We start from the raw sequence: 12,147 nt of genomic DNA, 5'->3' as shown, positions 1-12,147 counted from the left end.
CTCATGGTTGCAATCTCACTTTGGTCGGTGGATAAAAACTTTGATGCTAGCGCATCTAGGTCTTTTTTTCACCTTGCATTTGGTATTGCACTTCATGTGTTAATCTAAGAAAATAATCAATTGATATAGGATGCACTATAACCGCGTATCTTGCACACGGTAGTACCATTCAAGCTGCCGATCAAACCCAGTTTCTAATAAGCTAGCAATCACTCGCCCCGTCAACCCCCATACCGTCTCACCATCGATTTGCCAACTGGGCGTGAGTAGAGTTGCCTTTTCATTTTGCATCGTATACTCCACCTCATACTCTACAGTAGGCTGCGTCACTAGCGACTCAAAATCTGCCCAAAAAATACGGGATATTTCACCAATCTCCGGCACTAAGATTAAATCCGGCGCAATAAGTGCCACGATAGGTCTGACACTCATACCGCTCTTAGAAGTCTGAATCGGTAGTTGACCAAGCAGCTGTACTTTATCGGGTGGTAATGCCGTCTCCTCACAAGCCTCACGCACAGCAGTGACCACATTATTACCATCGCCTATCTCATACTTACCACCTGCACAAGATACCTCACCTGCATGGCTATTCATGTGCGCTGCACGAAGTGTCAGTAGCAGCTTGGGATGCCGCTCATGAGTGATGGCGACCAGTACAGAGGCATCGGCAATCGATGTCTGATACAAGCTGTCCAAAACTCGGACGCTCTGAGACATGTGATCAGTGTCATTCATGGCCGAGCTGCTCATGATTCCATTGAGGGTTTCATGCTGTACCCGCTCAGCCAGCTTTCTGAGTGTCGGATAACGAATAAGGGCAGGCACAGCGACTGACAATTCATCAAAACTTACAGACTGAGAAGGAAGTAACATTATAAATGCCCTATAATTTTATCAGTATAACGCTTTAATATACCCTAAAAAGCATAGCAAAATTAATCGATTGCAAGCGTGATGCTCTATTATTACTGCTAGTGTGATAAAAAACTATGCTATGTTATGCATAATAACTATTACTATAATCGGGCCTAACTAAGCGAAACAAGGTCGATATATAAGTACAAGGAAGTAAAGACAAGGCTGTGACAGCTATATAGCGGGTGGGCTATCTAAGCCATATCCGCACCCTACAAGAATCATAAATTATTAAATAATCACGGATATTTTCAATATTCCTCTTTTTCATTCTTATTATATAAGGCAGTTGATGTATGCGCTATTGTCTCCAATGCGGCCATGAAGCAGAACAAAAAATACCAGCCACGGATAATATGCCGCGTTTGGTGTGCCCAAAGTGCCACTATATCCATTATGAAAACCCAAAAGTGATCTGCGGCTCACTAGTCATTCATGATAATAAAGTACTGTTATGTCGCCGTGCGATTGAGCCGCAATATGGCTTATGGACCTTGCCCGCAGGCTTTATGGAAAATGGCGAAACTATGGCTGAAGGTGCGGCACGTGAGAGCTTTGAAGAGGCCGAAGCCGTCGTTGTCAATCCGCACTTATATTGCCTGTATGATATTCCAGATATTGGACAGATATACTCTATCTATTTAGCCGAACTCAAAGACGGTGCTTATGGAATTGGCTCTGAAAGTCTTGATTCTGCACTGTTTGCCGAAGAGGATATTCCTTGGGACAGCATTGCCTTTGAAGCGATACGCCGTACTCTCAAAAGCTATTTTGAAGACCGTAAGCAATTCAATGACCATGCTGACTTCCCTGTCCATCAGGATTATGTCGGTAAAGAGCAAAGTATCAAACGTTACTAGATTAACCCAAAAAAGAGCCACTATCTTATAAAAGCAGTGGCTCTTTTGTATATTGAGATTTTAGGCCTAACGCCGCCAATAGCGCTGTATCAACCAAAGGCTAAAGAAAATTAGAATATAGTTTACGATGAAGAGCAACACACCTGCGATAGCAATAAAGCTTTGAAAACCAACCATACTAAGCTCTGACCAAGTAAATTCAAGCCCTCCAAAAAACTGTGTCATAAGCACTATAGCCATTATCAGTAGCAGTATTGCCGATAACAGCGCCATGCGATTACATTCTGTTGTCTGTAAAAGCCTATGTTGGCGTTTATAAAAAACAGTAGTCGTCGCAAAGCTTAAAATAAAAATCGTAAATAAGATTAAGAGAAAAATATCTAACTGAAAGCCTAATATAGTTAAAAAATAAACCAGCAAGACATAACTCAGGCTGTAAGGCAGAGCGTAACCCAATAAGTGTAAAAAAGATGCCGTGCACGCTTCGATGTGCAAATCATGTTTATTTGCCAAGTCGGTTCCTATTGATTAACTGCTAATAAAAAATAGCCCCATCTTAAGTTATTTACAACCAAAATAAAAGCAGACAATAATTCATTATTGTCTGCTTTTTTAATACTCATTATCAAGATTTGGCTCTATCTAACAAGCACTATTAGCTCTTTATTTTACAGACATTAAAGCCTAACGCTTTTACCGCCTCTTCTTTATCATAAGGGGCTAATACTGCACGTACGTGATCCTGTCCTTGTAGATATTGCTTAGCAACGCGCTGTAAATCAGCCACCGTCACGGCCAATATCGACGCGCGCATTTTACGCTGCCACTCTACACCGCGATGATGCAAGTTAGCGAAACACGCTTTGACAGCTTCACCTGCTGGAGAGCCCGGCTTATCCATACCTGAGATAATACCCAAGATTGCTTCTTCTAATTGCTCATCGGTTTGTGGCTCATTCAATAACCATTCGATACTGGCATCAAAGTGTGCAAAGGTCTCAGCACACTGCGGATCACGGTAGCTAAAGAACTTAAAGGCACAAGCATTGGCATCATAACCTGCCCCGCCACCATAAGCACCGCCGCGCTCACGAATGGCACTGTGCAGGTAACCATTACGCAAGTAAGGCGCTAATACCATCAGTGCTGCCGTATCAGGATGCGTAGCGGCTGGTACAGTATAGGCACTGGCATTATGATAGACGTTGGTCGGCACTAACCATGCTAGATCTTCAACCTCGAGCGCCACACCGCTTTCTAGCGCTTTGACAGTATCTTTCTCGCCATTTAGCGCTGTATCCAGTTGCAAGCTTGCAAACTCACTTGGAATATTGGAATCAATAGTCGCCTCAGAGTTGCTGAGTTGCTCTGCAATATTTGGCGCTTGACTGTCACTCCAGCTATCGACAATTAAGCTGCTCAAACGTTCGCTTTGCTCAGATTCGCAGATAATAACCGCATGTTTAGGCAAGCTGATCAAACGCTGATGTAAACCCATCAAGCTAGTGGCCAGTGCATCCCACTGTGCATCGTCATGACTTGCATGCGTCAAAAAGTCTTTTAAGGCGTTCAATGCTGGCAAACCGCTGCGTACGTATTCTAATTGCGCTTGGCGACTCATACCGCGACTGGCCGTTTGCATCGCATAAGAATGCCCTGAACCCGCTAGGTTCGACTGCCAACCTGCTTGACGCTGTTGCAAAATTTCTTTGATACGGCCATGCTCAGTAAAGATACTGTGCTCCATGACTTCTTTGAGCAAATCAATCGCTTCAGGCTTGCGGTTCAGCGCACGCGTTGCCACGACGAAATAGCTGCTAATCGCTTGGCTATCATCAATATTGGTACGCTGGCTAATACGAGCGGTCACCCCTGATGAATGCGCTGCTTGTTTGGCCTGCATTTCATGGGCGCTGAGCGAGTCTGTACCTAGCTCTGATAACAGACTTAAATAAATAGGCAGTAGTGGATGGTTAATCACTTCATTGACTGGCAGCTCATCACTATCACCCTGACCAATCGCATCGGTCAACGGTATGATAACTTGATAGTAATAGATACCATTGGTACCCGCTTCATATTCAAATAACGTGCTGTCTCGCCCGCTTAGACTGACCTGCTTTTGCGTGCCTTGTTTAAAGCTAATATCCGTTGGTACATCTTCTAGACCGACTTTTGGCAGTAGACTCAAATCATCAGGTGCTGCCTGACGTGCTGCCAAATCTAAGGCTTGTTGCTTTAAGATGGCTTTATCATCAGCGGTCAGATCCATCGCAATGGTATCGAGACGCGTCTGCTCAGCGGCAGCCAAACGAGCAGTCTTTTCACTATCAGGAGTCAAGGTGACACGGACACGATGCTGATTGTCTAACAGATGGGTTTTGATTAAATTCGGTAGCCACTGTGCATCTTTGACTTGCTCACGTAGCCACTGCAGATGCTCGTCCACCTGCCACACATCGATAGGATTGCCGTCATGAATAGCGGTACTGAAGCCTTCTAGCATGAGGTTTAAACCATAAGGAATACTATCGCCGCCGATATGACGTTGATCAATCTCAATCTGGTGCAAGATGGTTTCGATGGTTTCATCATCGACTGGCGAGCTAGCCACTTCTGTGAGCAAATCAAGAATACCCTGTTCTACCGCTTCGGCATGCTCAGGGTTAGAGCCGCGTAGACCTGTATAAAAGACCATTTCGTAATGACTGTCATCCAGTCCTAGTAGCGGGCTTGGCGCTTTACCCAGTGGGTGACTGTCCAAATAAGCACGCAGCGGTGAGCCAGCATGCTCGATCAACACACCTTCTAATAAACGTAATGCCAAACGCTGCTTGGGATCGGTAATCGATGGTAACAACCACGCCAACACGTGATGGGTTTGGTCCGGGCCTGCTTCGTCAGCCGTATAAGTATCAGTGGCACTGATCGGCGCAGACAAACGCTGCTCTGGACGCGATACGTGCTTTTTGCCTGCTTCAAACTGAGTCAAAGCATCTTCATGAATCTTTGCTTGGGTTTCAGCAACTGGAATATTACCAAAGCTCATAATCACACTGTTTGATGGATGATAATGGCTCTGATGAAACTCAACCAACTCAGGGTGAGTCAAGTCTGGGATGTCGGCAGGATCGCCACCTGAATTATAATGATAAGTGGTCGTTGGAAATAAATGATGCGCGACCGTATGATACAGCTGATCAATCTCACCGCTCATCGCCCCTTTCATCTCATTAAAGACGATACCCTTAAACTGCGGCTTATCATCTTCGTCCAGCTCAACACGAATGCCTTCTTGGGCAAAATCAAGCGGATGAATATTAGGAAAGAATGACGCATCTAGGTAGACAGATAGCAGATTAAAATAGTCATTTTTGTTTTGTGTCGCATACGGATATGCTGTCCAATCCGCCGCCGTCATCGCATTCATAAAGGTATTCAATGAGCGTTTAATCATCGAAAAAAACGGATCGCGAACGGGGAATTTTTCAGAGCCACATAGCGCCACGTGCTCTAAAATATGCGCCTCACCTTTTGAGTCCATTGGCTGCGTGCGAAAGCCAACCAAAAAAGCATTTTCATCGCTCGGATGCGCCAAGTGATAGTGCATAGCGCCTGTCTTAACATGTTGGCTGATCAATACATCCATCGATAGCGCGTCAATATGACGGTGTTCAATCAATTCAAATGCAGGGTGCAAAGTTAGATCAGCAGTAAATAACGTGTCGGTCATAATTGTCCTTATGGATAGCCCCATGTTTATCGCAATATGCCACTAGCCTATCAATGAGGCCACCAGCAATAAAACAAAATCAGGGTAAACAATAGATAAATAGTGAATGTAATACTTATTGTAGTGTCGTCTTTATATGGCGTTCATATAAAAGTATGGTGCGTATGGTGCTTAACTTATGAGTAATATTCAAATTTAATGGCATATACCGATACATTATGAGAAATGACAACTGTATCAATTAAAAAGAATTTGCCTAACGGAAATAGATGGGGCTGACACTGCCATAAGTCAAGCAACTATCATGATAAAAATCCCGACGTGATAAAGATAGAAAACCCAAAAAAACAAATGTTAAAGACAGCCTTTTTTAACAAAGCAAACTTAACAGCAGCCATTGGTAGTGCTATAGTTAATACTACTTGCTACGAGGAGTCTCTCATGAGTTATCAACATATCTTACTGGTTACTGATTTATTATCCGATGCCGACTTGGTTGCCCAAAAAGCCAAACGTATCGTCGATAATCGTCCTGGCTCTAGGTTATCAGTACTACATATCGTAAAAGATACCATGGTTGGCTTTGGCTATGAGCTAGTGCCTGCCTCTAGCTTATACGATGAAATTGACGATGAGCGCTGTCAAGAAGCCCGAGCCAAACTGGCTCAGTTTTTGGAGCGCAACCAATTAACCGCTGTCAACTCTGAAGTGACAACAGCCATTTCAAACAGTGAAGGCATCGTCAATTACTGTCATAAACACGACGTTGATTTATTGGTCATTGGTCGTCACGAGCGTCATGGTATATCTGCTTGGCTAAGCGGTGCTACTGCAGATAACATCCTGCCAAACGTACCATGTGATAGCTTGGTCGTCAGACTGGATAAGCCTGTTTCCAAGTAGTTTATGTTTCCAAGCGGCTTGTTTCAGGTTCAGCTCGTAAATTTAAAACAATAGACTTATATTAAACCAGCTCTGAACAAAGCCTTGCATGGCAAGCTACTAGCTTTATAGCAAGCTGCGATGCGAGGCTTTTTATGGTCTGCCTTTAACGCTTTGGGCCTTACTCTGATGTCAAAATATCAATAAACATTTGCCAAATGGGGCTCTGATGACGGGCTTTATGCCAGACCAACCACCACGTCCGCGACAGATCGATTCCTGCTACTTTCACTTGTACCAATGTGCCTGCCGCCAGCTCTGGTTCGATGACATACTGCGATAGACAACCAAGCCCAATATCGGCACTGACCATATGCTTGATGGCTTCTGACTGCTGAATCGCCATGATAATATGCGCATCCGGTAAGTACTTAAGCAACTGCTCGTCGATAATTTGCCGCGTGCCTGACCCAGCCTCTCGCACTAACAATGGCAACTGCGCCAGTTGCTCCATACTCAGCTCATAACAGTTATCCCTATCGTTGTACGCCACTTTATCTTTTAGCCACTGACTGTCACGCTTGGCAAAAACTATCAAGGCATCTGTTCGCCATTCTCGCTGCTCAATGGCCTTCATATCTGTTGGGCGCGGCATCCCTTCGACTAGAGCGATATCAATATTGAGTTGCTCGACCTCAGCGACGACCTCTTGAGTATTGGCAATATAGGTATTTATATTCGCATTTGGCAGGGCTTGATACAGCTCAGCCAGTAATGGCGGCAATACGTAATTGCCAATAGTGGTACTGGCACCAATATGAATCTGCCCTGCTTGGTGCTTATGATAATGCTCCAGTGTCAATGCTTGCCCTAAGATCGCTTGCGCTTGGACATAAATGGCATGGGCATTGGGATGCTGATTGAGCCTGCGCCCGACTCGTTCAAACAATGGCATTTGTAGCCTTGATTCAAGCTCGCTCAATGCGCTACTGACGGCTGATTGCGATAAATGCAGCTCCTCACTGGCGCGACTGGTACTACCTGTTTGATAAATACTGACAAACACAGAAAGCTGCTTCAGCGTGATTTTCGGTAACACCTGTGTGGCTTTTCTCATATCTGCCTCCATCCTATTTTGCACTACTGACCCAAATTTGTACTATTAACCTAAACTTGCACTATTAACCCAAAAAATCGATAGTTTTTATCTTATTAATCTGTTTTTATTATAAAACAGCTTATCTTATACTGTCTATTCATAAGCTTATGCTTATTTCGATTATGGACAATAGGACACTTCGTCATGCACGCCTTAACCAAAACAGTGACCAACTACTTCCCAACCAATCGCCATTTCGCAGGTTTGATAGTGGTGTTTGTCGGTAGCTTGTTTTGTTTGTGGCTAAACAGCAGCTTAGACAGCTGGACCAGTGGACGGATTGTTGGACTGTCGTCGTTAACGCTCGCGATTTTGTTCGGTATGATATTGGGCAATACCGTTTATTCTAGTTTCGCTGAGCAGCTACATGTGGGCGTGACATTTGCCAAAGGTCAAATACTGCGTCTCGCCATCATATTTTATGGCTTTAAACTGACACTGACACAAGTATCTAGCGTCGGTATGCCAGCGATTATGACCGACGCACTGGTGCTGACCTCGACTTTTTTAATCACTTATTGGTTAGGTACAAAATGGCTCAAAGTCGATAAACAAACGACGTTATTGATTGGTGCAGGCGCGAGTATTTGCGGGGCAGCAGCTGTTATCGCCGCAGAGCCAGTGGTCAAGGCCGAAGCGCACAAAGTCACTATCGCTGTGGCTACGGTCGTGGTCTTTGGCACCATTGCTATGCTGCTTTATCCGTTTTTGTACCATCTCGGTTGGTTACAGCCATGGCTCAATGCCCAACAATACGGCATCTATACTGGCTCATCTATCCATGAAGTCGCACAAGTGGTGGTTGCAGGTAATGCCGTTAGTACCGAAGTAGGCGATACCGCGGTCGTGACCAAAATGATACGCGTGATGATGCTCGCGCCGTTCTTATTGGTTTTATCTTTTGCGTTGACCAAAGGCAGTAACGATCAAGGTAACAAACCCTCTGTCATGAGCCGCATTCAACAAGTCAAAGTGCCTTGGTTTGCTTTTGTCTTTATTTTGGTCGTTGTCCTACATACCTGGGTACCAATGTCTGCGGAGTTTGAGCGTAATATGGTCATGCTTGATGATGTACTGCTAACAATGGCCATGTTTGCACTTGGGCTAACCACACATTTGGGTGCGATCAAGCAAGCAGGTGTAAAACCACTAATCTTAGGTGCCATTATGTTTGGCTGGTTAATAGTAGGCGGTGGTCTGATTAATATTGGTATTAGCTCAATTTGATATGTTGCGTTATCTATCGCCATCACGCTAACGATAAAAATACCCACGACTACTCTGATAGCCGTGGGTATTTTTTATTGTGTCGCTCTTATATTTAACAGCTTACTTATATTTAACGACCTACTTATATTCAACGGCCTATATGATCGATTCACTATAAAATAAATACAGCTATACTTGTATCTCTCTTATTTAGGACTGACTATATCAAATCATAGACGAAAAAAAACGAACCCGAAGGTTCGCTTTTTATACATCTATTTATCTATCTGTCTATAAAGACAAATTAGATAGCAACGATGTTATGTGCTTGTGGGCCTTTTTGGCCTTGAGTTACAGTGAACTCAACTTCTTGGCCTTCAGCCAAAGTTTTGAAGCCTGAGCCAGTGATTTCGCTGTAATGAGCAAAAACGTCTGCGCCAGTTTCTGGAGCGATAAAGCCAAAACCTTTAGCTTCGTTGAACCACTTAACTGTACCTTTTTGAACGTCTGACATAATATAATCCTACTTTTAAATTTATTAATGGTCTAGTGACCGGTAACGCTTGCAAATAGCTACTGAACGATAAATATTAAAACGAAGGATTATAACTAATACTACGAGGTAATGATTTGGTGCAGAACTGCTCTTAAGCTTGGACATATTATAAGTCGAATATTCTCACATCGCAAGTCTTATCTCATGTTTTGTGTAATGAAAGGCAGCTTTTCGCTGCTATTTTGCGCCAATCACACTATTTTTGACGCATTGGGCAATCGGAATAAATATATCGCTACCCCACTACAAATGGCTGCCACTAACCATGCCATCCACATCATGTCGGCAGGTAAACGATAAAACAACATGGATGTTGAGATGGTCATCATAATAGTCGCTAGCCATTTGGCATATAAAGGTACGGCGCGGTGCGCTTCCCAGTCACGGACGTATTTGCCAAAGTATTTATGATTGATGAGCCAAAAATGAAAACGCCGCGAGCTACGCGCCCAGCAGCCTGCGGACAACAAGATAAAAGGCGCGGTCGGCATCACTGGCAATAACGCTCCGATGATACCCAACACAAAAAACAACCAACCCAATATGACAAATATCCAGCGCACTGTCGGACTGGTGGATTGGTTGGTCTTGGGTCGATAATAAAAGGTTTTTTTAGGTTTGGTCATAGAGGTTATGCGATTAGACGATATAGTAATAGAGAATAACAGCTACAGAGGTATTGTGTCTGTTATAAAACCGCTATTTATTATAAGTAGATTTGGTTAACGATGGATCTAAAAAACCGCTCACCTTATAGTGTCAGCGGTTTTTTATTTAGCTTAAATTAAATAATCAGATTATTGCTGCACGATATGATCGGTTCAATTTAAAAGTAGTACAAGGCAATCGTATGGTGAGGCAATAATACTTTTATAGTGGACTGACTATACCAAGTTGCTTGGCTTCTTTTAGCCAGCTTGGGAACTCCTCTAGCATGTTTTCATACAAGGCTTCTTCGCTGATATCATCCAAGTCATCGAGTTCAAAGAAATCACAATTATCAATCACGCGCCCTTCCATATCATCTAGTTTTTTGAGGATGCCATAACCACGACCACCCAAGCCCACAAACTGCCAGAATATCGGAAGTTTCGCCGCTTCCGTCATAACTCTGGTGATACCACGATTGTCATTCACCCCGCCATCACTGATAAATAGTACGTAGACAGGCACATCCAAGCCATCTTTTTGATAAAACTCCGTCACCGCTTTCATGACCTCTGCTTCGTTATTGATGCGCGGCCCAAGTTTCCATTTGCGCCAGCCGCCATGAGCGTTTTTAACAAAACCGTCGTAGTTATTCAGCCCAATCTCACCCAAGTACTGTGGATCTCGAGCAAACGCCCAGCAGTCTAGTGCTTGGTCGTCATCGAAGTTCACTGCCAATGGCAATATGCGATTAACCACTTCTTGCACGCGGCCTTTTTTGTACTGTCTGTTCATTGAGCCTGATGCATCTAGCACCAACGCGACCTTTGCGGTTAATTGCTGCAATTGACGTTTCTCAAGTGATACCGTGGCTTTTTTGGCCAAATTGACCAGTTTTGGTGCTTTGTCTAGCATGACCTTTTCTAATGACGGCTTTGTTTGCACTGGTGTGGCGGTTACGTCTGCTGCTTGCGTAGTGTCCTCTTCTACATCACCACCGAAATGCTGGACGATGGCGGCAAGTCCACCATTAAAGCCTTGCGCGACGTTAGATACTCGCCACACACCGCCTTTGCGATAAAGTTGCATCAACATACTGGCTTGCTGCTGGGCAAAGTCTGCTGCTTGATACTCTGCCTGTGCCTTTTGCGACTGTTGCCAAATGCCAATCTCCAACGATTGAATTTGATTGAGCGGTGTGTCGGCTGATAATACAAAAAACAAGCTGTCTATATTAGTCGCCAGTTTGGATAAATTAACTTCAAACTCAGCTTGGATACCTTTACTCACCGTTGGCTGCGACTCGTAATGGGTGAGCTTGATTTGCCCGCATGGTGAGGTTGGCTGATTATAAAACACCATGTAATCATCATTGATCAGTTTGCCAGCTGCGTCTAACCCAAAGCAGCTGATGTCCATCTCTATTGGGCTTTGGCGAGTGAACTTGAGCTTGATAGGTGCGGTATCGTCAATAGCGAGGTTGCTTAAAGGCGCGCGTTGTCCGACGGTGAGATGATTCATGGTGTTCCTTACGTGAAAATGTTATTCCTTTAGAGATAATAGACTAATTACTGAAATTAAAAAACCGCTACAGTGTTTGCTGTGGCGGTTTTTTACTTAGTAATAATAGAATGTGGCAATTATTCTTACACTGCTCCAAGTTGGTACGCCTCTAACTATATATTTAGAATATATATAATTATGATGCAAGCTGTATAATACTATTAAATATAGAGTATTTGCTATGTTCATCAAAAGCTAGCATCAAATCCTTTTCAACTCTATCTCTATTAAATCTATTACCTTGGATATTATCAGATTCACGTAAGTAAACTGCTAAGACATTACTGCAATCATGACCACAACACAATTGTTTATTGTCGTAATTTGAAGAGGAATATTGATCATATAAATTAATTAAAGTTTGTTTGTTGACCGAAGTAGAAGATGAAGCAAGTAGTTTATCTAATAAAAAATCTATATTGATAGATAAGCATTTATTTTCAAAAACAATAAAGTCACTAAATGTCAGCGCTTTAAATCTCAGTCCAAAATTATTGTCCAAATTAATGAGCCTAAGAGTTCCTATAACTTCACATGCACTAATAACCTCTGTCAACATCTTATTAGGGGCTGTATAGAATTGAGAAAACATTGAAAAAAATAAGCAACGCCTTACTCT

General features: G+C 43.3%; 11 protein-coding genes. 3 read left to right on the top strand and 8 right to left on the bottom strand.

What is annotated here, in order from left to right:
• Window positions 1–135: 135 nt before the first annotated feature.
• On the bottom strand, window positions 136–876 hold the full coding sequence (locus EI164_RS10790; RefSeq protein ID WP_192519969.1) for an NUDIX hydrolase: 741 nt from the start codon (window positions 874–876) through the stop codon (window positions 136–138).
• Window positions 877–1,214: 338 nt separating this feature from the next.
• Between EI164_RS10790 and EI164_RS10785 the strand changes: the two genes are divergently transcribed.
• The gene (locus EI164_RS10785; protein ID WP_192519968.1) at window positions 1,215–1,778 is read left to right on the top strand and encodes an NUDIX hydrolase; all 564 of its coding nucleotides are present in this window, start codon (window positions 1,215–1,217) and stop codon (window positions 1,776–1,778) included.
• Between the two features lie 66 nt (window positions 1,779–1,844).
• Here EI164_RS10785 and EI164_RS10780 read toward each other — a convergent pair whose 3' ends face one another.
• Complete coding sequence (locus tag EI164_RS10780; protein ID WP_192519967.1) at window positions 1,845–2,291, bottom strand: hypothetical protein; 447 nt, start codon at window positions 2,289–2,291, stop codon at window positions 1,845–1,847.
• Between the two features lie 142 nt (window positions 2,292–2,433).
• The gene (locus tag EI164_RS10775) at window positions 2,434–5,511 is read right to left on the bottom strand and encodes an insulinase family protein (RefSeq protein ID WP_192519966.1); all 3,078 of its coding nucleotides are present in this window, start codon (window positions 5,509–5,511) and stop codon (window positions 2,434–2,436) included.
• Window positions 5,512–5,952: 441 nt separating this feature from the next.
• Here EI164_RS10775 and EI164_RS10770 point away from each other — a divergent pair, with 441 nt between their 5' ends.
• A complete protein-coding gene (locus EI164_RS10770) occupies window positions 5,953–6,414 on the top strand; it encodes a universal stress protein (protein WP_192519965.1) in 462 nt (153 codons plus the stop codon).
• 160 nt (window positions 6,415–6,574) lie between these two features.
• Here the strand turns inward: EI164_RS10770 and EI164_RS10765 are convergent, their stop codons facing one another.
• The gene (locus tag EI164_RS10765) at window positions 6,575–7,510 is read right to left on the bottom strand and encodes a LysR substrate-binding domain-containing protein (RefSeq protein WP_192519964.1); all 936 of its coding nucleotides are present in this window, start codon (window positions 7,508–7,510) and stop codon (window positions 6,575–6,577) included.
• Between the two features lie 186 nt (window positions 7,511–7,696).
• Here EI164_RS10765 and EI164_RS10760 point away from each other — a divergent pair, with 186 nt between their 5' ends.
• Entirely contained in the window at window positions 7,697–8,779 is a 1,083-nt protein-coding gene (locus tag EI164_RS10760; RefSeq protein ID WP_192519963.1) for a YeiH family protein, read from the top strand.
• Between the two features lie 286 nt (window positions 8,780–9,065).
• Here EI164_RS10760 and EI164_RS10755 read toward each other — a convergent pair whose 3' ends face one another.
• The 4 genes from EI164_RS10755 to EI164_RS10740 form a co-directional block, all read right to left on the bottom strand.
• Window positions 9,066–9,275 (bottom strand): cold-shock protein, encoded by a 210-nt coding sequence (locus tag EI164_RS10755; RefSeq protein ID WP_045453470.1) that lies wholly within the window; start codon window positions 9,273–9,275, stop codon window positions 9,066–9,068.
• Window positions 9,276–9,508: 233 nt separating this feature from the next.
• Window positions 9,509–9,943, bottom strand: coding sequence for a YbaN family protein (locus tag EI164_RS10750; RefSeq protein ID WP_192519962.1), 435 nt, complete (start codon window positions 9,941–9,943; stop codon window positions 9,509–9,511).
• A gap of 244 nt (window positions 9,944–10,187) precedes the next feature.
• Window positions 10,188–11,486, bottom strand: coding sequence for a VWA domain-containing protein (locus EI164_RS10745; protein WP_192519961.1), 1,299 nt, complete (start codon window positions 11,484–11,486; stop codon window positions 10,188–10,190).
• 178 nt (window positions 11,487–11,664) lie between these two features.
• Window positions 11,665–12,147: hypothetical protein (locus EI164_RS10740; RefSeq protein ID WP_225739234.1), on the bottom strand; the 483-nt coding region annotated here is incomplete at its 5' end.

Origin of the sequence: Psychrobacter sp. FME13 (genome assembly GCF_014861395.1) — a bacterium.
Taxonomy (GTDB): Bacteria; Pseudomonadota; Gammaproteobacteria; order Pseudomonadales; family Moraxellaceae; genus Psychrobacter.
Note: the sequence above shows the minus strand (reverse complement) of the source record. Positions and strands in the feature narration are given on the sequence as shown.